The sequence below is a fragment of the Streptomyces sp. L-9-10 genome, from assembly GCF_004151105.1.
Classification (GTDB): Bacteria; Actinomycetota; Actinomycetes; order Streptomycetales; family Streptomycetaceae; genus Streptomyces.
Genome location: NZ_PHRF01000172.1, coordinates 54,355 through 79,361, shown reverse-complemented (window position 1 = coordinate 79,361; position 25,007 = coordinate 54,355). Strand labels below are relative to the sequence as shown.

Below are 25,007 nucleotides of genomic sequence, written 5' to 3'. Positions count from 1 at the left end.
GCAGGGGCCGAGCGTCACGCCGACGGCCGGGTGAGTTTGGTGGCCACGGCGTCGAGGACCCAGTCCAGGCCGGTTGCGAAGGATGTCTCGGCGTCCACGTCCGTGCCGTCGTACACGACCTTGGCCAGCGCCGGGAAGCGGCCCGTGGCCAACATTCTCGTCACATGCGGGCCGCGGGTGCGCTGCCAGTCGTGCTTGGACAGGCCCGTGGCGCGCTCGGCCCGCAGGTTCGCGGTCTCGCGCCTGATCGCGCCGATGAAGTAGGCGCTGACAGTCTCCATGACGCGCATGACGGTGTCGACATCGGCGAGGCCGTCGAGGGTGGCCAGCGTGGCCTCGGTCACGGCGAGGCCGTTCGGCCCCAGGGCCGGGCGGCCGCCGAGAAGGTCGGCCAGCCATTCGTGACGGAGAGCGGCCTGCCTGGTGCGATGGGCGAGGGCGCGCAACGCCTCCTGCCAGTCACCGGGCTGCTCCTCGGGGAGAATCTCGGCGTGGACCTCGTCCACCATGAGGTCGAACAGCTCCTCCTTGGTGGAGATGTATCTGTACAGCCGCATCGGGCCGGCGTCCAGGCGGGCGGCGACCTTGCGCAACGACACCGCCTCCAGCCCGCCCTCGTCGGCCAGCGCGATGGCGGCGGCGACGATCCGCTCCCGGTCGAGCGGCACGGGTTGAGTCGGCGGCTCCGGCCGGTCCCACACAGTCATAGTGACATCGTACCGTTGCGATGTATTGTAATGAACTAATACGGTGTATCGAAATGAGACATCGCATCGCAGTGGTCGGGAGCGGCCCTGCCGGCCTTACCTTCGCCCGTGTCCTGCACCGCCATGACCACCCCGTCACCGTCTTCGAATGCGATCCCGCCCCCGACGCACGCCCCCCGGGCGGCACGCTTGACCTGCACGAGGGGATGGGCCAGCTCGCACTGGACAAGGCGGGGCTGCTGGCGGAGTTCCAGGCGCTGTCCCGTCCCGAGGGGCAGGCCATGCGCATCCTGGACACGGCCGGGACCGTCCTGCGCGACTGGCGACCCCGCCCGGATGACCGGGCGAATCCCGAGATCGACCGCGGGCAACTCCGTGACCTGCTGCTCGGCCCTCTCGACGTCCAGTGGGGGCAGGGCGTGACGCAGGTGGTGCCGGGAACCCGGGACGGCGCACTGGTCCACTTCGCGGACGGGCGACAGGAGACGTTCGACCTCGTGGTCGGAGCGGACGGCGCCTGGTCCCGGACCCGCCTGGCAGTCTCGCCGGTGACGCCGCGCTACACCGGCGTCACCTATGTCGAGACCTCCCTCGACGACGTCGACACCCGCCACCCCGACCTCGCACGGTTGATCGGTGACGGTTCCGTGGCTGTGTACGGCGTGAACCGCGCGCTCGTCGCCCAGCGCAACGGCGGCGGCCACGTCAAGGTGTACGCCCAGTTCCGCGCGCCGCTGGACTGGCACACGAACCTGGACCTGGCCGACGTCGAGGCAGTGCGATCGAGCCTGCTGGCTCTGTTTGACGGCTGGGCCGCTCCCGTCCTCGACCTCCTCCGCCACGGCAACGCGTTCGTCCATCGCCCCCTCTACGTCCTGCCCGTGTCCCACACCTGGACCCACGTCCCCGGGGTGACGCTACTGGGCGACGCCGCCCACCTGATGCCCCCGTTGGGGGCGGGCGCGAACCTCGCGATGCTGGAAGGCGCCGAACTCGCCGAGTCCATCACTACCGGCCCTGAAGATCTGGACGAGGCCGTCCGCGCCTTCGAGGAACAGATGTGGGCACGGGCCGGCAGGTGGGCGAAAATCACGACAGTCGGTCTGGAACGCCTCGTGAGCCCGGACCCCACAGAAGCGCTCGCCCTCTTCGACCAAGTCCAGCCATCCTGACTGCCAAGCGCAAGAGCACCGGCACCGGCTCGCCACGGCTTCACGGGTCAGTACGGCACCGCGCCGGTCCGATCCTCCTCGCGGGCGTGTTCGAGAAGTTGGGCTTCGAGGCCGGCGATGCGTCTCTCGGCGAACCGCAGGTTGGAACGGGCGCCTTCGAGTCGCTCCTGGAGTGAGCGACGCTCTTGGGTCATCTGGTCCAGGCGGCGCTTGAGGGAGGCGTTCTCGGTGCGGAGGGCCGGGGCGGAGTCTGAGGGAGCCGTCTGTTCGACGTCTCGGAGCTGGCCCATCAGTTCGCCGATCCGCTTGCGCTGGGTGAAGACGGTCTCCTGAGTGCAGGTGAGGGTCTCCTCGGCGTTGAGTGCGCGCTCGCGCCAGGAGGCTTCGATGCGTTCGTGTTCCTGCTGGGCTCCTTGATCACGCCGGTGTCGGGCGTCGGCGACGGCTGCTTGGACCAGGGCTCGTGCGTCCGTGTTCTCGTAGCAGAAGGTGGCCGACACTCCCGCTCGCTCGGCGATGGCTCGGACGTTGAGCCGTCTGCGTTCGCGGCGAAGCTGCGCGATGGCCTTCTCGAGCTGGGTCAGTTTGTTGCGGGTCTGGCGGCGGCGAGCGGCGATCGCGGCCGCTGGGGCGTCAGCAGTGGATGTCATGCAGCATCACCGTCTTCGGTCTCCGGTGGCTCGGTGAGGTCCGCGGTTCGGAAAGCGGTGGACCAGACGCGGCCGAAGTAATCCTGGGGGCGACGGAGGTCGAGCGCGAGGGCCTCGTCCAGGAGACCGACGGCTTCCAGCGCACGCTCCAGGCCGGTGATCGCGCGGGCGGTGGGCTCGAAGACCTCGTGGAGGTAGTCGGCGGTCGCACTGTCGGGCGCGCGTTCGGCGAGCATGCGCCATTGCTCGCGCTTGCGGTGCCAGTAGACGAGGTCTGCGCCCGACATCACGAAGTTCTCGCAGCTGTGGCAGTTGAGATCGAAGGGGCAGGCCGCGCCGTCGACGACGTGCTGGAAGGTGCAGAAGCCTCCGTCGGCCGGGGTGGACCGGCGCGTCAGGTCGATGGCGAGGGCCTCGGCCTCTTCCTTGGACAGGGGCTCGCTGCCGGACAGGATTAGTCCGGGCTCGTCCGATCCGGGACCGGCGACCCAGATGGTCTGCAGGGCCTGCTCGAGGCGGGGATCGGTGTTGGCGAGGTGGACGTAGTGCTCGGCCATCCGCTCGGAGACCTGCCCGAGGTAGAGCTTGACGTGGATGAGGTCGGCGCCGTTGCGCAGGAGGTTCGTCGCCAGCGTGTGCCGGCTTTGGTGGGGGACGCAGTGGGCGATGTCGAGCGTGTCGCCCCAGTCGTTGTTCTCCCGGAGCGCGGCCTGGGTAAGTTGACGGCCCGCCACAAGGGGACGGCGAGGGTAATTCCCCTCCAGCCGCAGTTCGTCGAGTTCCTGCGTGAGCGGATCAGCGAGGCCGGGCCGGTCTACGGGAGGGCGATCTGCTGTTCCCTGGCACGCGAGGTCGCCCGCTCTCGGCTCCCGTATACCAGCGGGTGTGGCAGCAGGCCCAAGAGGCCGTCCCGCCACGCGACGAGCTGTACTCGTGGCGCCTGGGGGAGCCCGTCTCCATCCTCCGTGAGCCCTGCCTCGTGATGTGGCTCAGGGTGGGTGTCTCATCCTTCGCGGTTGCTGAGTTGGTCGGTGTGACTCCGAGTTGGCTGGCGATGCGTTACCCGCACTGCCTCCGTATGGCGAGGGCCGAGATCGACTGGGATCATCTGGCCGAGTTTATGGCCCTTCCGGACTCGCTCAGGTCGTGATTCTCGCCCCGCGCTGTGGCTGACGTCCAGAGCGCGGGGCATGAGCTCACCCCCATGTGCACGGCGGCCCTTACCTCAACGAGGCCGTCGCGTGCTCAGCCGCCCTCCGGCCGAGGCTCTCCGTGAAGTCTTCCCACGCCCCTAACAGGGCTGGTTGACCACCGTGGACCGGTCGATGCTCTGACTGCCGATTCGCTGGGCGTCCAGCCCATCTCCATCACCTCAAGGTGTCCCCGCTATGCCTGCACGCCTGCTGTCCATCCCTGCCGTCGCCGCCGCCCTGGATGTCGATCGACGCACCGTCTACCGCTTCATTGCTGCTGGCGACTTGCCTATGGTCGACCTCCGTACCGGATCAGGCCGGTCCCGTGTACGGGTGCCCGCGGCCGGGCTCGATGAGTTCATCAGTCGCCGCGCCGTAGTGCCGTCGGCAGTCCGCCGCTGACCAAGGCCATCCCGGCCCGTCATCGTTGAACAAGGAGTAGAGCCTCGTACCTCCGTAAGTTGAAGTCCGGCAAGTGGCAGGTGACTGTACGCAACCGGGCGGGAGACCGGTTCAGTGAGTCGTTCCCTCTCAAGGCGCAGGCCCGCGCCTGGGGCATCGAGATGGAGACCCAGTTCGCCCGTGGGGGCATGCGCGACCCGCGTGCCGGTGAGATGTCGTTCCGCGAGTGGCACGACCGGTGGTGGAACGCCCTCATCGTTGAGCCCCATACGTTGCGCGGCGATGCCTCCAGCATCAAGAACCACGTCATGCCCTACTGGGCGGACTGGGAGATGCGGGCTATCACCCGCATGGACGTCCAGAGTTGGATCCGGGCCCTGGTCGAGAAGGGCGCGGGAGCCGCTGCGATCAAGCGGGCCTACAACCTGACGTCCTCCATCATGCGCGCGGCCGTCGACGACGATGTCCTGGCAGTAACGCCGTGCCGCAGCATCGACTTGCCCCAGATCGCGGTCAAGCCGCCGCAGTGGTTCACCCTCGATCAGGCGCAGAACATTCTGGATGAACTCCCCACGATGTGGCGGACGATGTGCTTGCTCGGCTTCTACACCGGGCTGCGGTGGGGAGAGCTTTCCGGCCTGCATCGCCATCGCGTCGACCAGCGCCGCTCGCGCCTGTTCGTCGTGGAGGTCAACACCAAGAGCGGAATCAAGGAGTACCCGAAGAGCTCCAAGAGCCGCCGGGAGGTACCTCTCCCGCCTCACGTTCTGGAGACGCTCGAACGCCACATGCATCGGCTTGACCGGGACGCGGTGGTGTTCACCACCATCACCAAGGGGCGCACCGGCCGTCTCCTCGATGATGGGAACTGGCGACGGCAGACTTGGTGGCCGGCTGTTGACGGCGCCTACTACTTCGACGATGACGGCGAGCAGCAGCTCGTCCCGCACTACCCACCGCACTCCATGCGGCACACCTGCGCCTCGTGGCTGGTCCAGAAGGGAGTCTCCCTCTACGAGGTCCAGCACCTCCTCGGCCACGAGAGCTTCCAGACCACCCAGCGCTACGCCCATCTTCAGCCGGACGCGCACAAGGCCGTGCTCGGTGCCTGGGAGCTTATGGAAGTCCCGCTCACTATCCCCGCCTAAACGTTCCTTCGCCCTGTCCTATGTGGACGGGGCGAAGGCGTATCGGAGCGGGGCCAGGTCCTGGTCACCGGTGATCGTCGGTCGATTGGTCCTGGGGAAGCGTCCAGCGCCCGTTGGCGTCGAAAGGCCAGGGGTAGGTGTACCGCACGACACTTAGGCCAGGACCAGCGAGGCATTCAACCCCGGTGCGAGGCGCCGCCCGCGGCGGCCAATCTCTTACGTTACGCCGCCAGTTGACGGGAAAGGCGGTGCAGGCGCCCGTAGACCTTGACCGTGAGATGGTCCACCAGTTGCTTCTCCGCCAACGGCCACCAAATGAATAAAGGCATGTTCCCGACAAGATTGCGACAGGTCAATGTGATACGCGACACCGTTGACCTGCATGATCAACGAACACATGATCCTCGCAGATTCTTCTGATGAAGAAAGAGTTAAGGGGATGGGTGGGGCGTGTTCAAGCGAAGACGGAAGCGCGGCTGGTGTCAGGCGGTGTGGAGTGGGGCGCTGGCCGTCACGCTCCTGGGGGGTGCGGTTTCGGTGGTCGGAGCCGGGGCGGCTCCGGCGCTCGCTGATGACGGGGCCGTCTCGGCAGCGGCTGACAGGACTGCGGAGTCGAGGGCGAGTGCGCTCGCGGCGGAGACCGGTGAGCGGGTGGCAGTGGACGCGGCGACCACCGAGTCGTCCCAGGTCTTCGCCAACCCGGACGGTACGTTCACGCAGGAGATGAACGCGGCTCCGGTCCGTGCCTTGAAGGACGACGGTACGTGGGCCTCCATCGACACCAGCCTCGTGCGTGAGGCCGACGGCTCCGTGCGGGCGGAGAACACGACGGCCGATGCCACCTTCTCGGGCGGCGGCAGCGGGGACACGCTGATCACGCTGAAGGACGAGGGACACGAGCTGCGACTCGGCTGGCCCACTGTGCTCCCCGAGCCGTCGGTCGAGGGCGATACGGCCACCTACGCCGGAGTCCTTCCGGACGTCGATCTGAGACTGACCGCGCTGAGTACCGGCTATACGTCGGTGCTCGTGGTGAAGACCCCGGAGGCGGCGAAGAATCCGGCGCTCGCGACGATCACGATGACTGTCTCCGGCGGTGGGCTGGACATCGCGCCCACGGCCGACGGTGGTTTCGTGGCGCGCGACGGCGACGGCACGCCGGTCTTCGAGAGTCCATCAGGTCGCATGTGGGACTCGGCCGGTGACACCCCGGCCGCTGGTGCAGCCACGGCCGGCGTCACCACGCAACTCGTCCGCACTGCTCCTTCCACAGAGACCGCGGCCGAGCCGGAGGCGGCCCCACTGCCCGCCGCCAAGGGTGAGCCAGCCTCTTCGGAGGGCCCCGGCAGTGGAGACGCGGCGGCCGAGCTGCCGCTCAAGGTCACCGGCACCACCCTGGAGATCACGCCCGATCCGGCCCTGCTCCATGGCGAGGACACCGTCTTCCCGCTCTACATCGACCCGCCGACCAAAGGCATCGCGCTGGGCGACTGGACGGCGCTCTCCTCGGACGGCGACAAGTTCTGGGAGTTCGACGGGGACAAGGGGGTGGGGCGCTGCTCCAACTACGCCGGCTATCTCTGCTCCAACAGCCCCTACACCCAGCGCACGTACTTCGAGTACCCGCTGTCATCGATCCACGGCAAGAAGGTCCTGGACGCGACAATGGAGGTCTACCAGGTGTGGACCTTCACCTGTGATCCGCACTGGTACGACCTCAGCCATGTGAACAAGGGCATCTCCTCAAGTACGACGTGGTCGTCGCGTCCCACCGCCGTGGACCTGATGGGCGACCGGAACGTGGCTTACGGCCGGGGCTCCCTGTGCAGCCCGTCGCAGCCCGCGAATTGGGTACGTTTCAGCGACAACGTCGGCGAGGAGACGAATGAGAACCTGACGACGACGATCGCTTCTCATGCGGCGAACAAGTCGGCGCAGATCACCTTCTCGCTGACGGCGCACGACGAGTCCGACGCGGGTGCCTGGGCGCGCTTCCGCAACGACGCCAAGCTGTCGGTGACCTACGTGTCCTACCCGGACAAGCCGACGTCGTACGGTGTCCAGCAGGGCACCACAGGGCGGGCCTGCAACGCCTCCACGCTGCCCTTCGCCACCAGTGACACCACTCCGAAGATGCTGGCCACGGTGCAGTCGGCGGATGGGAGCCAGGCACAGCTGCGCGCCCTGTTCGAGGTGTGGAAGGCCGACGGCTCCAGCCGTGCCTGGTACGCGGCCTCGCCGGACGGCGCGTGGGTGGCCGACAACGCCGTGCGTGACGCGTCCTCCAGCGCGCTGCCGGCGCAGACGGACTACCGGATGCGGGTCAGGACACAGGCGTACTACAAGACGGACCGCGGCACCACCGGTGTCCTGGACTCGTCCTGGTCGTCCTGGTGTTACTTCCGGGTCGACACCGACTCGCCGCCGCCTCCGGTGGTGACCAGCGCGGACGGCGTCTACCAGCCGGCCGAGACCGATCCGGCCGCGGGCGGGGTGGGCACGTCGGGCACGTTCACCTTCACCCCCGCGGACACCAACCCCACCACGCCCGGCATCCAGTCGGACGTCGTCAGCTACAAGTGGAAGCTGAACAGCGGCACGGTCTCCGCCCCGATCACCGTGGCCAAGGGCACGGCCACCACCCGTACCATCACGCCTAACCAGGCTGGCGAGAACACGATCCAGGTCTGGGGCTACGACGCGGCCGGACACAGCTCGCTCACCGGCTACTACAGCTTCCTGGTGAAGGGCGCCGAGAAGCCCTCAGGAATCTGGCACCTGGACAAGGCCCTCACCGACGCGACCACCGCGACCCAGCACCCGCTGACCTCCTCGGGTGCCACCTGGGACACCCTGTCCCGCAGCGGCTCCGGCGCGGCGAAGCTCAACGGCACGACCGCGTATCTCTCCGCCTCGGGTGCGGTGCTGGACACCACCAAATCCTTCACCGTCTCGGCCTGGGCGCGCCTGGCGAAGAAGGACGTCAACTACACCGTCCTGTCGCAGGCCGGCACGAACGCCTCCGGATTCCAGCTGTACTTCTCCACGGGGGCCAACGCCTGGATCTTCAACCGGCACCAGACGGACGTCGCCAGTCCGGCGATCACTCGCTCGATCGGAGGGAAGCCACCGGTCCTGAACGCCTGGACCCATCTTGCCGGTGTCTACGACGCGGCGGCGCAGACGATCCAGCTCTACGTCAACGGCGTCCCGCAGGGCGAGCCGGTGCCGTTCACCGTGACCCCGTGGAAGGCGTCCGGCGGACTGCAGGTCGGCCGGCTGTGGGCCTCGGCAACCGGCAAGGAGAACTTCGCCGGAACCATCGACGAGGTCAAGGTCTGGTCCCGTGCGCTCGCGGACACCGAAGTCAGCCACGACGCCTGGCTGGAGGACGAGGACCTCGGCGACGGCACCGCGGGCGATCCGGTCCCGGCGCTCGTCGCCAAGTGGGATGCCACGGACATGGCCAACGCGACCGGCACCACGGTCAAGGACACCAGCGGCTTCGGCCGGAACCTCACCCTCAACGGCGCCGCGCTCACCCAGTTCACCACCGGCGACCCGGACGTCGGCGAAGAGGTCACGACCACGCAGCGGATGACCCTGAACGGCACCAGCGCGTATGCCGCCGCCACCGGTCCTGTCGTCGACGACTCCGGTTCGTTCACCGCGACCGCCTGGGTGACGCTGGATCCTGCCAAGCTCGCCGACACCAGCAAGTCGTACGCAGTGCAGGTGTTCGGCCAGTCGGGAACGAGCCAGTCCTCCTGGGGCGTCTGGTACGAGCAGCCGGCCGGCAGCTCCCAGGGGCGGTGGACGTTCGGCCGCCCCGACAAGGACGGCACCGGGGCGGTCTGGACCACGAGCGGATCCACCGCGTTCACCACTGCCCAGCTGGGCGTCCCGGTCATGCTGACGGTCGTCTATGACGCGCAGTCGGCAGCCGACCCCGAGGACACCTCCAAGCTCGGCGCGCTCAAGCTCTACGTCGACAGCGCTCTGATGGGCGACGAGGACGGTGTGCCGCACTCCGCCCCCTGGCAGGGCGGCGGAGCGTTCGAGATCGGCCGGGCGAAGATCAACGGCGCCGCCGCGCGCTACTTCCCCGGAACTGTCGACAGCGTCCGTGTCTGGGCCGGAGCCACCTCCACCGACACCATCGCCAACCGGCGCAACACCGAACAGCAGTAGAAGCGGGCGGGACAGGGCGGGCCTCGTCGCCCGCCTTGCCTTCTTTCGCTCTGTTCCGTTCCGCTCGGACGCCGCCGCCCGAGCGCCTCCTGTCCTTATCCGAGAACCGGGATACCACCGTGTCTTCAACACCCTTCCGCACACGCCCCCCAGGGGCGGTCATACGCCGCTGGCTCGGCCGTGGCGCGCTCGTTGTTTCCCTCTCCCTCCTGCCACAAGTCGTGATTCCCTCGGGCTACGACTTCACCGCCCTGGCCCAGTCCCCCTCAGCCCGCAAGCAGTTGGAGGACCAGCCCAACGCGAAGATCGACAAGGTCGGTGTGCTCACGCCGAGCACGTCCAAGGCCCCAAAGGACAAGGCCGCCCCAGCCTCCCAAGAGACCCGTGAGCGGCTGAAGAAAGCCGCGTGGCCGAAGTCCGGAAAGGCCACCGCCGAGGTCACGGCGACCGGCACGGCCGCTGTCACTGTCGGCGGGCTCGGCTTGAAGCTGGCCCAGCAGCCCGCCGCCCCGGCACCCAAGCCGGCCAAGACCAAGACGGAGGCGAAGGCCACCGGCCCGGCCGAGGAGGTGGCGCTCAGTGTCCACCCTCAATCGGCCTCCAAGAAGGCGGGCGTGAACGGCGTCCTGCTCACCGTCGACCCGGCGGGATCCGCGTCCGGGGACGCCGCCAGTGACACCGACAACCTCCGGGTCTCTCTGAACTACTCGTCCTTCAGCGACGTCTACGGCGGCAACTTCGGCCCCCGTCTGCGCCTGGTGACGCTCCCGGCGTGTGCGCTGACCACTCCGGAGAAGAAGTCCTGCCGCACCCAGACCCCGGTGGCGGGCACGGGCAATGACGCGCAGTCCCAGACCCTGACGGGCACTGTCTCCGCCCGCGCTCTCACGGCCGGCACCCCGATGCTGCTGGCGGCGGCGGCCGACAGTGCGGGCGGCGGGGGCGACTACAGCGCTACCTCGCTGTCTCCGACCGCAACGTGGGAGGCCGGCGGCAGCACGGGTGACTTCACCTGGAACTACCCGCTGAGTGTTCCCCCGGCGACCGCCGGGCCGTCCCCGAACCTGTCCATCTCCTACAACTCCGCTTCGGTGGACGGCCGTACGGCCGGGGAGAACAACCAGACCTCCGTGATCGGCGAGGGTTTCTCGCTCACGGAGTCCTATATCGAGCGCAAGTACGGCTCCTGCAAGGATGACGGCCAGTCCGGCAAGGGCGACCTGTGCTGGAAGTACGCCAACGCCACCCTGGTCCTCAACGGCAAGGCGGTGGAACTGGTCAATTCCTGTGCCGACAAGGCGGCCTGCGACACCGCGGCCCTGTCCGAGGCGTCCGGCGGCTCCTGGAAGGTGAAGAACGAGGACGGCAGCCGCGTCGAGCACCTGACCGGCGCCACCGGCAACGGCGACAACAACACCGAGTACTGGAAGGTCACCGACGCGTCCGGCACCCAGTACTTCTTCGGCAAACACAGGATGCCCGGCTGGAGCGACAAGGGCACCACCGACACCACCGACGACGACCCGGTCACCAACTCGGTGTGGACCGTCCCGGTCTCCGGCGACGACTCCGGCGAGCCCTGCTACAAGTCCTCCGGCTTCGCCGATTCCTTCTGCACCCAGGCCTGGCGCTGGAACCTGGACTACGTCGTGGACACCCACGGCAACGCATCCACGTACTGGTACGGCCGGGAGACGAACTACTACTCCAAGAACGCCGACACCGCCGTCAACGGCACCGGCTACACCCGCGGCGGTTACCTCAACCGCATCGACTACGGCCTGCGCAGTGAACTGCTGTATGCCAAGCCCGCCGCCCAGCAGGTCCGCTTCACCTATGCCGAGCGCTGCGTCGTCTCGGGCGGCTGCTCCAGCCTGACCAAGGACACCAAGGCGAACTGGCCCGACGTGCCCTTCGACATGATCTGCGCGTCCGGCACCAAGTGCGCCACCCAGATCGGCCCGGCCTTCTTCACCCGCAAGCGCCTCACCGACATCACCACCTCAGTGTGGACCGGCACCGGCACCACACGCCGGGACGTGGACACCTGGCACCTTGAGCAGAACTTCCCCGACACCGGTGACGCCTCCTCGGCGAGCCTGTGGCTGAAGTCCATCCAGAACACCGGCAAGGCCAACACCACCGCCGCCGCCATGCCGCCGGTCGTCTTCGGCGGCATCCAGCTGCCCAACCACGTCGAGGGCAGCGGCCCGGACACCCTGCGCTACATCAAGTGGCGCGTGCGTACCATCAAGTCCGAGACCGGCTCCACCCTCACCGCCAACTACTCCGACCCCGACTGCGTGTGGGGCACCAGCATGCCGGCGGGTGTCGACAAGAACACCCGCCGCTGCTTCCCGGTCAAGTGGTCCCAGTCAGGGGCTGATCCGGTCACGGACTGGTTCCACAAGTACGTGGTCACCTCAGTCTTCCAGGACGACCCCTACGGCCACGGCGACACCGGCGAGACCTACTACGACTACCAGGGCGACGCCGGCTGGGCCTACGCCGACGACGAGGGCCTCACCAAGCCGTCCAACCGCACCTGGTCGCAGTGGCGCGGCTACGGCAAGGTCGTGGAAACCTCCGGCGACTCCGAGGGCCCGCGCTCCAAGAAGTCCACGCTGTACATGCGCGGCCTGAACGGCGAGAAGGAACTCGACGGCACCGCCAGGGTCGAGAAGGTCACCGACTCCACCGGCACCGCCATCGACGACTCCCGCCAGTACGCCGGCTTCGTCCGCGAGACCATCGTCTACAACGGCACCGAGGAACTCAGCGGCACCATCAACACCCCCTGGTCCCACAAGACCGGCAGCCACACCTACAGCTGGGGCACCACCGAAGGCTGGATCGTCCAGGCCGGCGAGACCACCACCCGCACCAAGACATCCACCGGCACCCGCACGGTCAAGCAGAAGACCACGTACGACACCACGTACGGCATGCCGATCACCGTGGAGGACAGCGGCGACGCCGCCAAGACCGGCGACGAGACCTGCGTGCGCACCAGCTATGCCCGCAACACCTCGGCCTGGCAGGTGAATACCGTCTCGCGCACCGAGACCTACTCGGTTCCCTGCGCGACCACCCCGGTGATCCCCGACGACGCCGTCTCCGACATCACTTTGGCCTACGACGCCCAAGCGGTCGGGGTGGCACCCACCAAGGGCGACATCACCGCGTCCTACCGGCTGGCGAGCTACGGCGAGCTCGACAAGAAGCCCGTCTACCAGCAGGTCTCCAGTTCCACCTACGACAAGCTGGGCCGCCCGCTCACCGCGACCAACGCCCTCAACCGTACGGTCAAGACCACCTACGTCCCCGACGACACCGGCTACGGCCCGCTGACGTCCAAGACCACCACCGACCCCAAGCTCTACACCTCCACCACCGAGGTGGACCCCGCCTGGGGCACGGCCACCAAGACCACCGACGCCAACAGCAACATCACCGAGTGGTCCTTCGACGCGCTCGGCCGCCTGCGGTCGGTCTGGAAGCCGGACCGCTCCCGCGCGCTCGGCGACGCCGCCAGCATCGTCTACGCCTACAGCATCAACAACGACAAGGAGACCTGGGGCCGCACCGACGCCCTCAAAGCCGACGGCAAGAACTACAACAGCTCCTACGAGATCTTCGACGGCCTGCTGCGCTCCCGCCAGAAGCAGACCCCCGCGCCGAACGGCGGCCGGGTGATCTCCGAAACCCTCTACGACGACCGCGGCCTGGCCTACATCTCCAACACGCAGGTCCACGACAACAACGCGCCCTCCGGCACCCTGGCCAACACCTACCCCGGCTCCGTCCCCGCCTCCACCGAGACAGTCTTCGACGCCGCCGGCCGCGCCACCGAATCAATCTTCCGGGTCTACGGCCAGGAGAAATGGCGCACCAAGACCGACGAGCAGAGCGACCGCACCGCTGTCACCGCCGCCGCCGGCGGCACCGGCACCCTGACGCTCGCCGACGCCCGCGGCCGGATCACCGAACGCCGCGAGTACAGCGGCCCCGTCCCGGCCGGCACCGACTACACCCGCACCCTGTACGACTACACCCCCGGCGGCCAGCTCGAGAAGATGACCGGACCGGACGGGGCGGTCTGGACGTACGACTACGACCTGCGCGGCCGCAAGATCACCTCCACCGACCCCGACCAGGGCACCGTCACCACCGCCTACAACGAAGCCGACCAGCCGGTGTCCACCACGACGACCCTCGACAAGGTCACCCGGACCCTGATCACCGACTACGACGAACTCGGCCGCAAGACCGGCACCTGGGACGGGGTGAAGGACAACGCCCACCAGCTGACCAAGTTCACCTACGACACCCTCGCCAAGGGACAGCCGACAGCCTCGATCCGGTACGTCGGCGGCACCACCGGCAAGATCTACTCCCAGGTCGTCACCGGTTACGACGCGCTCGGCCGCCCCAAGGGCACCAAGACCGTCATCGCCGCCACCGACCCCTTGGTCACCGCCGGCGCTCCGCAGACCTTCACCACCTCCTCCGTCTACAACATCGACGGCACCGTCCAGTCCACCTCGATGCCCGCGGTGGCCGGCCTGCCCGCCGAGACCGTGGCCAACAGCTACAACGGCCTCGGCCTGCTCACCGGCACCGACGGCATGACCGACTACGTCCAGAACATCGGCTACTCCCCGTATGGCGAGGTCGAGGAGACCCGCCTGGGCACCTCCACCGGCGCCAAGCAGCTCCAGATCCTCAACCGCTACGAGGACGGCACCCGCCGCCTGGCCAACACCCACACCGTCGACCAGACCAACACCGGCTACACCAACGACGTCGACTACGTCTACGACGCCACCGGCAACGTCAAGTCGATCACCGACAGCGCCAACGGCAAAGACACCCAGTGCTTCGCCTACGACGGTTACCGCCGGCTGACCGAAGCCTGGACCCCGTCCTCCAGCGACTGCGCCACCACCCGCTCGGCGTCCACCCTCGGTGGCCCCGCTCCGTACTGGAGCAGTTGGGCCTACAAGCCCGGCGGCCTGCGCGACACCCAGACCGAACACAAAGCCACCGGTAACACCACCACCGCCTACGGCTACCCGGCGGTCAACACCTCCGGCACCGGCCAGCCCCACACCCTGACCTCCGTCACCGTCAACGGCGGCACCGCCAAGCCCTACGCCTACGACGAGCAGGGCAACACCACCAAGCGCTACGGCCCCACCGGCACCGCGCAGAGCCTCACCTGGGACATCGAAGGAGAACTCACCCGCCTCACCGAAGGCACCAGGACCACCGACTACCTCTACGACGCAGGCGGCGAACTCCTGATCCGCCGCGCTCCCTCCAAGAGCGTCCTCTACCTGGCCGGCCAGGAACTCCACTACGACACGGCCGCCAAGAAGTTCACCGCCCAGCGGTACTACCCGGCCGGCGACGCCACCGCAGTCCGCACCGAGACCGGCCTGTCCTGGATGGTCGACGACCACCACGGCACCGCCTCGATGACGGTGGACGCCACCACCCAGGCCGTCACCCGCCGCTATACCAAACCCTTCGGCGAGGCCCGCGGCACGACTCCGCCGGCCTGGCCCGACGACAAGGGCTTCCTCGGCAAACCCGCCGACGCCGATACCGGACTCACCCACATCGGCGCCCGCGAGTACGACCCGGCCGCCGGACGCTTCCTCTCCGTCGATCCCGTCCTCGCCCCCGACGACCACGAGTCCCTCAACAGCTACGCGTACGCCAACAACACCCCGGTCACCAAGTCCGACCCCACCGGGCTCCGCCCCGACGGCGCCTGCGGTGGCTCCTCAAGCTCCTGCAACGGCGGCACCGAGACCTGGACCAAGACCAACAACGGCTGGAAGTGGTCATACACAAAGACCTACACCCAGAAGTTCCAGTACGCGAAGAAAGACGGCACCGCCGCAAGCGGCACCATGACCACCACGGTCACCCAGACCAGCGGCGCGACCACAGCGAAGATCGTGTTCAAGAAGGGCCCCGACCCGAAGCCCAAGAAGGACGACGGCTACTGCAACGCCTGCTGGGCCATGGGAACCAACCCCCAGTACGACGCGAACGCCAACGACCTGCCGGACACAGGGAAGCTCTCGACCTTGCAGAAGGTTCTCCTGGGCGTCGTCACCGTCGTGGGGCTGGCTGTGGCCGTTGCACCCGTTGCTGCAACCTTCGCGTCGGGATGCCTGGCCACCGCCCCGGTATGCGCCGCGGAGATCGCGGAGCTGGCGACCGGCGGCGCCTCCGGCGGAAGCCAGGCAGTCGGCGGCGCGACCGTCGCGGCCGGGACCAAGGTACTGACCGCAGGCAAGAGCCTGCCGGATGGCCCGGTTACCCTGTACGGACCGTTTCATCGTCTGAGTGGAGGAAAGACTCAGACATCTGAGGTAACCCAGAAAGTCATCGACTCGGGCGAGCTCTGGGGTACTTACCCGAAAACGGGCGGTAACGCGGCAGCTCAGGCACACAATGGTCCGATTCCCCACAACGCGCCTCCGGGAAGCTTCGAGTTTTATACCAGCGTTAAGCCCTCGCCTATCCCCATGACAGGATACGTTTCATGGGAAGAAGGTGTTACCCCGAGAGTGCTATTCAGGCACCAGGATGGCAAGGACTGGGCCGTGATACCCGTCTTTGTGACGAACGTGAGATGATTGCCCAATGGAGCGAATCAATACGTCGGAGATGACTGGCGGTAGGCGATCGATCTACGTTGCCCATATCGACGTGACGTCCGATGAACTGGTGGCAACTTGGGGAGATTATGAGAGATTCGAGGACGAATGGGATCTCGGGCCCAGGCGAACGTTCGCCTGGCGCCTCGAGAATGGTGAAGACGTGGCACTCAGCATGATCGAGGGAGCCCGAGTCCCCGGCTACAGCATGTATATCCGGGCGGACGAAGAGGATTCTCACCACATGCGGGCAATGTTGGGCGACTTTCTGAGTGAGTCAGCTCTGGACGAGATAAGGGTGCTGGAGCGAGGCTTCTGAGAGGCACTAACCTCGGCATCTCGTGACGGCCCGTCATTTCAACCGGCGGGCCGTTTCTTCCTGTTGGAGGCTGGACTCGAGGAAGAGGTCTCCTGACTGTTGAAAAGCGAGGAGCGCCCCTGAGGGCGAGACAGAAATGCTGAGGGAGGAGGAGTTGAAGTCCGAGATGGATTTCTTTTGGCATGTGTCTGCGGGACGCCGAGTCCGTTCAGCTCGGGTATCCGGGGGCTTGTGCCGTGGAGGAGCGGGTGCGGGTCTTCAGGTCGTCGATGTGTGCGCGAAGGTCGTCGGCCAGGGGCCGGGCGGCGTCTTCCTGAAGGTCCACGGCGTCGAGCAGGGGCCGGATGTTCACGCTGCCACCGCCTGCGCCACGCGCCAGGTGGGGGCGTTCGCGCCGGTGAGGCGTTGGGTCATGACGTGGGTCATCGCCCAGTAGACGCGGGAGGCGGAGGAGGAGGGGCGGTGCTCGTAGTCGCGGGCCAGGCGCCGGTGCGGTATCAGAATCCCGTAGGTCTGCTCGCCCCTCCACCGCTTCGGCTGCGGCCGGAAACTCCGGCGCCCGGGGTCGCGGGCGACGATCTTGACGTCTATGCCCAGGCCGACGCCGTGGTCGACGACCTGGTTCTTGAAGCCCTGGTCGACCAGGACTTTACGGACGGTGCTGCCGGTGTGTTCGGCGACCTGGTCCAGCAGGACGATGCCCGCGGTGTTGTCGTGGACGTTCGCGGCGAGGGCGGCGACCGTGATGACCAGGCCGAGGACGTCCACGGCCAGACCGCGCTTGCGGCCCGGCACCCGCTTGGCCGGGTCGTAGCCGGTCGTGGCGGCAGGGACCCCGACGGCCGCGTGGATACTCTGGGTGTCCGACACCACCAGGGTCGGGTCCTCTAATCGACGGGCGCGTTCACGGACCTGGCAGCGCAGGAGTTCATGGATGACCCGGTCGGTTCCGTCATCCCGCCAGGCGGCGAAGTAGTAGTACGTGGCACTCTTCTGCGGCATGTCGTGCGGGAGATAGGCCCACTGACAGCCGGTCCGCCCCTGGTAGAGGATCGCGTGCACGATCTCCCGCATGTCGTAGGCGCCCTGATGGCCGCTGACCGAGCGGTGCCGGCCCTTCCAAGCGCTGATCACCGGCTCGATCAACGACCACTGCTCGTCCGATAAGTCACGCGGATACGGATTGCGTTCACTCACCCGATCACATCACCAGATCAGCAACCGCGGACCGGAAGATTCCGCCTCGCCGTCACACCATTACAAAGACTCACGAACCACCCACTCACAGGCGGGAACGGCGAGGCTGAGGATGACCCGTGCCTATTCTGCGCTTACGGGCAGTGCGATGGTCGTCGAGGCCGGAAGGAGCCCACATGGTATGGATCCTTCCGGGCCAGCCGGTGCCATGGCGGAGCACGGCACCGCCTTCACCCGCGACTGGGCGGCCAACGTCCTGTCGGCAGACCTTGTCGAGACGAGTACGTGAGGAAGCGGTCTCGGCCTGTCGTGACGCTCATTTGACGCTCCGGGCGCCCGAGGGCTCCCCCGACAGACCGGAAAATGGTGCCTGAACTGCAGGTATGTCCCGTCCCTCTTTTTGTGACACGTTTCCGATGACGCACCACGTGGAGTGCGTGGCGATCCTTGAGCCGGTGAAGAAGGACGACTGACCTGCGGTTTTGCGCGTGCGCGTGAAGTGCGGCGCTGTCGTGCGGCGGCAGGTTCTTGTGCCGATCCGTGGTCTGCTTCCGCCTTCACCGCCGCCCCTTCTCGCCGCCCTGTTCTGTGAGGGAAACTCTCGCCTCTTTCGCAGCGGCCTTCCCTCGCGCACTCTTGAGGGCTATCCACCCCGCGTTGTTCGCGGTGCTGGTGGCCCCGGAGTCCGTCATGCTTCGGCGGGATCCTGACTTGCTGCCCCGTCGGTAGAGATCACCAACGCACTTTCATCACTTATCCCACCTGCGGGCAGCCAACCGGGGACAATGCTCGCAACATGGGTGATCTGACTGCCGCGCATCGCGGTTACGAATACCAGGATCTTTTAGAGGCGTGCCGCATGGTGGATCTACCGCTGGGCGGGATTATCGCCGTGCACGTGGACGAGAAACTGGTGCCGGACGACCGTTTCGACGACCTCACGGTCATCGGAGCGGATGGATGCCGTGAGCGGACCCAGTTCAAGCACTCGGACAACGACGATCACCCCCTCGCCTACAGCACGTTCACGTTGGACGGCCGGGGACTGAGGCTGGACCGCCTCGTGGCGGCGGCCGCCGCCGATCGCGACGGTCCTGGAGCCACCGCCCTTACGGTCCGGCTGCGCATCGTGATGCGGGACGCACCACCGGACGACGCGGTATTGAGCAAGGTCATGGTGCCTGCGCGGGCGTCCGACGCGCCGTTCCTGGCGGGTATGACGAACACTCTCCTGAGGTTCGATGCCGAGGCCCTCTGGCAGGGCGTCGAACTCCCGGCGCAGGGGCGGCGGAAGGCGGGAAACGTCTTCGGGTTCCTGACTGAAGGTGACACAGCCGTGTCCAGGGCGGATCTGGAGTGGCTCTGCGAGCATCTGGTGGTGGAGCTTGCCGCGCCGCCCATGACGATGGACCTCCAGCGGCCGGGGCCGGCCGAGCAACTCCTCCTCCAGCGGGTGCGCGGCGAACTCGGTGCGGGGATCCACCCCAACCAAGGACGCTCGGCAGTTGACGTGGCCGAGGCGCTCATCCGCACGGTCCGGGCCGCACGTCAGGGGGGTATCGAGGTCACGTCGCGGGAACTGCTGCGTCGGGCCCAGCTGTGCTGGGACTTCGGCGCCGTCGTACGTGCGGATCCTGTCGACCGGACCCTGCAAGTGGTGCGGCCCCGTGCGGTCGGTGCCCTGGTGGAGGCGGCCAGGACCGCAGCGGCTGACGGGGGCGTTCTGCTGGTGACCGGCCCGCCGGGGCAGGGGAAGTCCTGGGCGTGTCAGCAACTGGTCGAACAGCTCACCCGTGACGCATGGCTGGTCGCCGAACACTACTGCTACCTGGGCGACGCCGACGGTGACCTACTGACCCGGGCGATGACCGAATCGGTCTTCGGCAGCCTGCTCGGTCGCCTGGCCGAGGCTGATCCGGGCCTCGTTCACGACCAGCGCCCGCGCTTCGCCGCCGACGAGGAGGCGCTGACGAAGGTGGTGGCGAACGCACTGCGCAGGGAGCCCGCCCGGGGAGTAGCACTCGTCGTGGACGGGCTGGACCACGTCACCCGCGTACGAGGCGGCAGGACCAGGAGAGCGGATCCGTCCCTGGCCCTTGCCGAGGTACTCAGCTCGCTGCCGCTCCCGCCCGGCAGCGTGCTCATCGTCCTCAGCCAGCCCGGGACCCATCTCGCCCCCCTCAGGGAAGCGGGGGCGGCTACCGTCGCCGTACCGCCGCTCGCACCGGAAGAACTCCGCGGCATGGCCGAGCGGCTCGGGCTCGTCCCGTCGCCGGGCACCGGCCGCACCGAGGCACTGCTGACCGACGGCCGGGACATCACGGACTTCCTCGGCGCGCTGCGGGCACGCTCGGGCGGCAACGCCCTCTACACGCGATATCTCTGCCGTGAGGTCGCCCTCCGCCCGGAGGCGGTCACGGACGCCGCGTCAACTGTGTGGGCGCTTCCCGCGTACCGGGACTCACTGGAGGAGTACTACACCCACATCTACGAGACCCTCGGCGGCGAGGCGGAGGTCGTCGCGGACATCATCGCCCTGCTCGGCATGCCGGTCACCCGCGAGGAACTCGGACAGATCGTCCCGGACAGGGGGCACCGGATCGACCGTGCGCTGAAGGTCCTGGCCCCGGTGCTCTCGGAGCGGACCGGGCAGGGCGAAGTCCGGGTGTTCCACGAGTCGTTCGCCCGCTACCTGCGCCTGGGGTACGAGGACCACCCCGATGCCCTGGAGTCCACGTTGGCGCTGATCGCCACGTGGCTGAGGGGGAAGGGGCTGTTCAAGGACCCGAGGGCCTTTCGCCAGCTCCTGCGGATCCTCGCCGAGGCGGGGCGCGATACGGAGGTGCTCGGTCACATTGGGCGGGACTTCGTCGTCCGTGCCGTCTCGGCCGCGTTCCCGGCCTCGGCGATCAGGGACAACCTGGCCACCGGGCTGCGCTGCGCCGCCAGGTCGGGAGAGTGGCCGCTCGTCGTGCGGTGCGTCGAGCTCGCCAGGGCCGCGGAGACGTACGAGACCGAGCGCTTCGACTCGGTGCTGGTGGACTTCGCCGACGTGCCGATCGCTCTGCTCGGGGCCCAGACCATGGCGGACCGGCTCCTGTACGACGGACGGACCGTGATGCCCGCCCGGGCAGGGCTGCGGATGTGCGCGGTTCTCGATGCGGCGGGTGCCGTGGCACCCTGGCGCGCGTACATGACGGCACATGAGCACGAGGCCGAATCCGACAACACCTCGTACGGAGAGGATTCCGACCGGGCCGTCAGCCTGGCCCGGCTGCGCGGCCGGCTGCGCCTGTCCGCGGCACACCGGGCGGAGGAGGCGGGGCGGGACGGGCCCGGCGCATCGGTGTCGCCGGACCGTATCGCTCGGTGGCTCGATGAACACGGCGACCAGTCAGCGGCCGACGCCGTCGTGAAGGTGCTGCTCGACACCGAGGGAACCGATGCCGTCACCGGCCTGGTACCGCGACTCACACGGGGAGGCCCGGTGTGTCTCTCGCTCGCCGAGCGGATCGCTGCCGGTGCGGTCCCCGGACAGCCGGGCAGCGCGGCGCACTGGGCCCGGAAGGCCGCCGGCTTGGGGCATCTGCCGGGAACGGCACACCGGCTGTTGGCGCTGGGCGCCGCTGCGGCCGACCTTGCGGGAGACGGTACCCCGGTCCGCGACGCGCTGCTCTCCCTCACGCGCGACGTACAGCGGGAACGCGTCCGATGGAGTGCCGAGGCCGTCGCCCGGTGGCTGGACACGCTGGCAGCCGCGGCAGTGACCGACCCCGTGGGGCTGGATGCGGCGGAGGCGCTCGTCCGGGGGCCTGGCTGGTATCCCTGCTGGCTGCGTTTCGTGATCGCTCTCGTGCGTGCCGAGTCCGCCGGCGCGGCCCTCCGGTCCGGTCTGGCGGTGGAAGCCCTCGGGCTGCTGAGGGGAGACCTCCGGCCCTTCGCCGGCAATCCGCGTGCGTGCGACCTCTATGCGATACATCCGCTCGTCGAGGAGACCGTGCGCCGGGCGGTCGTGCTCGTGTGCGACGACGACTGGCCTCAGGCGTGGGAGACGCTCATCTGCGTCAGCCGGGGCATCAGCACAACCCTGCGCGGTGAACTGGGCGGTCCGCTGCCCGCCGACGTTCTGCTCTCGATCGCCGTCGAACACACCACGCCCACACGGCGGGCCGGCGTGGACGCAGCCATCCAGAACGAGTTCGAGCAGCAGGCCGGCGGACGCTACTACAGCGACCTGGCCGGCTACCTCCTCACCCACGCGCGCCTCGCCCTCGCATCGGACGATCCCGCCGAGGTGGAGGCGCGCTGGCTGGAGGCATGTCGCTTCCTGGTGGCCTACGGCTGGCACAAGGACATCACCGCCTACGAGGTGCTGGACCCGCTGCCCGCTCTCGTCGCCGCCGACCCGGCCCGTGGCAGGGCACGGGTGGCGCAGCTCCAGCCGCTGTGCGAGCGCCTGGCCCTCCACACCGACGGCAAGGAGACGCACGCCACACGACGGCAATGGTGGAGCGTACTGGCCGGGGCGGACCCCACTGCCCTCGCCCGGCTCGCCGCCACCGGGCTCCTCAACGACTGCAACGGTCCGGCCGACCTCCTCCACGGCGCGCGGGAGAACCTCTGGCACAGCTGGAAGGACGACGCGGACCCGGTCGTGGCAACGGCGCTCCGCCTCACGCTGGACAGCCCGCTCCTGGAAGGGGACGCGGTGGTGCTGGACCGCCTGGTCCGGGCATCGGGTCCGTCGATGCCGGACGGTGTGTCGCAGTTGCTCCGCTGTGCACTGAGCCGCGCGGATGAGCGGCAGGTGCGCTATGACTCCTCCAACGGTGACGAGATCAAGGCTGCTGACGAGCGACGGGTCGCGGCGCTCAACACCGTGGCCGAACGCGCCGGTACTCCGAGCGTCGACCCCCTCCCCGACTCTTCGGCCGCAAGGGAAGCCGGGCAAAGGAGCGGCTCGCCGAGGCCGGCGCGAGCGACCGCGATCAGGGACGTGCCGGCCGGTACGGTCCTGCCACTCGTACCGCCAGGTCCCGCCGGCCTGATCCGCGCGCTGAGGGAATGGCGCCTGCGGCCTTACGGAGCCGGCACACCACGGCAGGTCCTCGACCGCACAACGAACATCATTGGTTACCGGCTGCTCGGCCTCGCTGACGAAGGACGTGCCGATGAGGCCGCGCAAGTGCTGCGGGCAATCACCGGGCCGTTCGACTTCCAGGACGGACCCCTCCTTCTGCGCCGCCTCGCGGACGGACTCGAACGGCATGGTCAGGACAGCCTGGCCGCCGAAGCGTACGCACTGACCTGGGTGCGGACGCGCGGGCAGGGCGGGTGGCTGAACTTCGGCGGGGAGACGTCCCTCGACGCCCTGAGCAGAGCCGCGCAGATTGATCCGGCCGTCACCTTCCGCGTTGTCGCCGAAGAGGTGGAAGCCATCGTGAGCACCGGCCGATACGGAACCCATGGCGTCACTCAGGCGCTGATTCTCGCCTTCGTCCGTCAGACCATCAGCCTGCCCGAGCGCAGCTCGCTCGATCTCGGGTTCGCGCTGTGGGACGAAGCGGCGGCGGTCATCGAGGACAGGGCGCCCCGGGTCCATGACAGCGACGACCCCGATCACTTCTATCGCGCCCCCGACCGGGACACCGGCGCGGCCGTACCGGGCGATCTTCATCGCGCCCTCGCGACGGCGACACTGGCGGGAGTGGCCCATGGGGGACGCGAGGCCAAACGGCGCTCGATGCTTGCCACGCGGGCTCTCGTCTCCCTGCGCCCGGAGGCAGCGGCACCCGCCGTGGCTCTGGCGCTGAAGCAGGCGTCTGATCCGGCGACTCTGACCTGGCTGCTGTGTCTTCTTGAGGAGCAGGGGCCAGCCGGCCGTCCCGTCGTGGACCACTGCCAGGACGCGCTCGAGGCGCTGGCCCAAGGCCCTCTGCTCACTGTCCGGGCCCTTGCCCGCCGGCTGCTCACCGACGCGGGGAACGTCCCCATGGGGCCTTCGGATCCGCGTGCGTTGAAGCCCCAGGATCGCCTGTGGACGTCCTCCGGGCCGGAACACAGCCGGGACGACCAGATGCTGGAAGGGCTCGTCGGAGAACTGGCCGGCGCACGGCTGTACGAAGCCGAGCAGCTACAGCCGGGGCTGGTCCGGGCGGTTCTCGCCGACGCCCGCCGCAGGCTTGACAGCGAGCGCACGAAGGACAGGTGCAGGACGCAGCTCCGTGCCTACCGGAGCGCCGATGATCAACTGTCCCCGGATGCGTACCTCGCCACCGAGGAGGCAGTCGAGGAAGCGGTCCAGCGAACGGCGGCGGGCAGTCGCGCTCACCGGCTCACGACTGGTCAGGGCGTGTCCGATCCACACGCCTGGGAGGACCAACTGGCCACCGCGCTGGCGGACAGCCCGTTCGTCCCCTTGGCCTTCGAGGCGGCCCGCTGGCCACGCCCCGGCCTTCGGATGCCACCCGGTCCGGACGAGCCGACCGACCCCGACGAGCCGGTCGACTCGGTGGCCGGAGCGGCAGCGGAGACCGTCTCCGTACGGCCGTTGGCGGAAGCGGACGTCCTGCGCGGCCAGCCGCTCACCGGCTGGTACATCCTCGGTTCTGTGGAGAAGCGCAGGTTTTTGTCGCTGCGAAGCCGGACGACCGACTCGGTCAGCCTGAGGTTCTCGGGCCCGGAGGTAACGGACGGCACGGGCCAGACGAACAGGGACGTCCCTCCATTCTCCGAAGGCGACCTCAAGGAATGGGCCGAGGGGCCGGAGCAGTTGCCTCGGGGATTTCCGCAGGCGCTCCCGCTGCTGGGTGTCGACCGCGACATGGCCGCCGCAGGGGACGCCGCTCATGGTCTGGGGCTGCCCGACCTCACGCTGACACCGGGCCGGTGGCTCCGTGCGGCACTGCGCCTGTGGCCGGGAGCCCCCTTGACCCTGAACGACGCCCACGGGCCGGCCCTCCGACTCATCTGCTGGCGCACTGAGTACGAGAGGAGCTCCTACCACCTCGCCTTGCCGCGGACGACCGGCTGTGCCGTCGTGATCCGCCCCGATCTGCTGCGACTCCTGTCCGAAAGGGCGGCCGCACCCGTCGTGATCCGGGATTTCGTCGTGCGCCTGAGGTCCGGGTGAGTCGGACCGGCGACCGCCCATGAAAGTGGCGGTCGACGGCGGAGCCGCCGCGCGCCGGCGCGGACGGCGGTCAGTGTGGGCACTCCTGGTCCTGGTCGGTAGCGCCCCGGTCGACCCTCGCACCGTGGCCGTGCGGGTTCCGGGTGAACGGTGAAAGCAGTCGCCGAGAGGCCGAACGCGGCTGATCCACCGGGGGGACAGTCACACGGGGCCGGCACC

12 protein-coding genes are annotated in these 25,007 nt (G+C 68.4%); 7 read left to right on the top strand and 5 right to left on the bottom strand.

Annotation, left to right across the window (positions count from 1 at the left end):
* Nucleotides 1–14: 14 nt before the first annotated feature.
* A complete protein-coding gene (locus tag CU044_RS37440; RefSeq protein WP_129773489.1) occupies nucleotides 15–707 on the bottom strand; it encodes a TetR/AcrR family transcriptional regulator C-terminal domain-containing protein in 693 nt (230 codons plus the stop codon).
* 53 nt (nucleotides 708–760) lie between these two features.
* Here CU044_RS37440 and CU044_RS37435 point away from each other — a divergent pair, with 53 nt between their 5' ends.
* On the top strand, nucleotides 761–1,879 hold the full coding sequence (locus tag CU044_RS37435) for an NAD(P)/FAD-dependent oxidoreductase (protein WP_129773487.1): 1,119 nt from the start codon (nucleotides 761–763) through the stop codon (nucleotides 1,877–1,879).
* Nucleotides 1,880–1,926: 47 nt separating this feature from the next.
* On the opposite strand, the gene CU044_RS37430 is transcribed toward CU044_RS37435, so the two are convergent.
* Together CU044_RS37430 and CU044_RS37425 are read right to left on the bottom strand one after the other, a co-directional pair.
* Entirely contained in the window at nucleotides 1,927–2,529 is a 603-nt protein-coding gene (locus CU044_RS37430) for a DUF6262 family protein (protein ID WP_129773485.1), read from the bottom strand.
* Nucleotides 2,526–3,263 (bottom strand): site-specific integrase, encoded by a 738-nt coding sequence (locus CU044_RS37425; protein ID WP_129773483.1) that lies wholly within the window; start codon nucleotides 3,261–3,263, stop codon nucleotides 2,526–2,528. Before CU044_RS37425 ends, CU044_RS37430 begins: the two co-directional genes overlap by 4 nt.
* Nucleotides 3,264–3,917: 654 nt before the next feature.
* Between CU044_RS37425 and CU044_RS37420 the strand changes: the two genes are divergently transcribed.
* The 5 genes from CU044_RS37420 (at nucleotide 3,918) to CU044_RS37400 (ending at nucleotide 16,459) form a co-directional block, all read left to right on the top strand.
* The gene (locus CU044_RS37420) at nucleotides 3,918–4,124 is read left to right on the top strand and encodes a helix-turn-helix domain-containing protein (RefSeq protein ID WP_129773479.1); all 207 of its coding nucleotides are present in this window, start codon (nucleotides 3,918–3,920) and stop codon (nucleotides 4,122–4,124) included.
* 59 nt (nucleotides 4,125–4,183) lie between these two features.
* The gene (locus tag CU044_RS37415; RefSeq protein ID WP_129773477.1) at nucleotides 4,184–5,272 is read left to right on the top strand and encodes a site-specific integrase; all 1,089 of its coding nucleotides are present in this window, start codon (nucleotides 4,184–4,186) and stop codon (nucleotides 5,270–5,272) included.
* A gap of 651 nt (nucleotides 5,273–5,923) precedes the next feature.
* The gene (locus tag CU044_RS37410; RefSeq protein WP_129773475.1) at nucleotides 5,924–9,463 is read left to right on the top strand and encodes a LamG domain-containing protein; all 3,540 of its coding nucleotides are present in this window, start codon (nucleotides 5,924–5,926) and stop codon (nucleotides 9,461–9,463) included.
* Between the two features lie 221 nt (nucleotides 9,464–9,684).
* Entirely contained in the window at nucleotides 9,685–16,119 is a 6,435-nt protein-coding gene (locus CU044_RS37405) for an RHS repeat-associated core domain-containing protein (protein WP_240046072.1), read from the top strand.
* A 7-nt stretch (nucleotides 16,120–16,126) separates the two neighbouring features.
* Nucleotides 16,127–16,459, top strand: a complete 333-nt coding sequence (locus CU044_RS37400; RefSeq protein ID WP_129773473.1) for a hypothetical protein — start codon at nucleotides 16,127–16,129, stop codon at nucleotides 16,457–16,459.
* 208 nt (nucleotides 16,460–16,667) lie between these two features.
* Here the strand turns inward: CU044_RS37400 and CU044_RS38960 are convergent, their stop codons facing one another.
* Both CU044_RS38960 and CU044_RS37395 read right to left on the bottom strand, forming a co-directional pair.
* The gene (locus CU044_RS38960) at nucleotides 16,668–16,811 is read right to left on the bottom strand and encodes a hypothetical protein (RefSeq protein WP_165372055.1); all 144 of its coding nucleotides are present in this window, start codon (nucleotides 16,809–16,811) and stop codon (nucleotides 16,668–16,670) included.
* Nucleotides 16,808–17,656 carry an IS5 family transposase gene (locus tag CU044_RS37395; RefSeq protein WP_129773471.1) on the bottom strand — a complete coding sequence of 283 codons (849 nt, stop codon included), beginning with the start codon at nucleotides 17,654–17,656 and terminating at the stop codon, nucleotides 16,808–16,810. Before CU044_RS37395 ends, CU044_RS38960 begins: the two co-directional genes overlap by 4 nt.
* Before the next feature lie 796 nt (nucleotides 17,657–18,452).
* On the opposite strand from CU044_RS37395, the gene CU044_RS37390 reads away from it, so the two are divergent.
* Nucleotides 18,453–24,788: an ATP-binding protein gene (locus tag CU044_RS37390; protein WP_129773469.1), complete on the top strand. Its 6,336-nt coding sequence runs from the start codon at nucleotides 18,453–18,455 to the stop codon at nucleotides 24,786–24,788.
* Nucleotides 24,789–25,007 lie beyond the last annotated feature (219 nt).